Here is a 251-nt window from a genome sequence, read left to right on the forward strand (position 1 = left end):
CATGCTTTGCCTCCTTGTCGGAGGCCGGGACGAATCGATCCATGAGTCAAAAATCAGGCGCGCGCTTAACCGAGAAGCAGGGGCACTACCTCGCTTTCATCCATACCTATTCGTACATGTTCGGACAAGGGCGCACTGTCTGGCGAGCTGTTCGTGGACCTGCTCAAGAAGCTGATGTATCGCCGCAAGAAAGCGCTGCATCTGATTGTGGACGGGCTACCCGCGCACAAGAAGGCGGTGGTCAAGGACTA

General features: G+C 56.2%; 1 pseudogene. It reads left to right on the forward strand.

From position 1 onward, the window contains the following. Nucleotides 1-129: 129 nt before the first annotated feature. A pseudogene (locus ACZYOF_RS44960) lies at nt 130-251 on the forward strand (IS630 family transposase); the annotation flags it as partial.

The sequence above is a fragment of the Bradyrhizobium sp. LeoA1Lang genome (assembly GCF_055413685.1).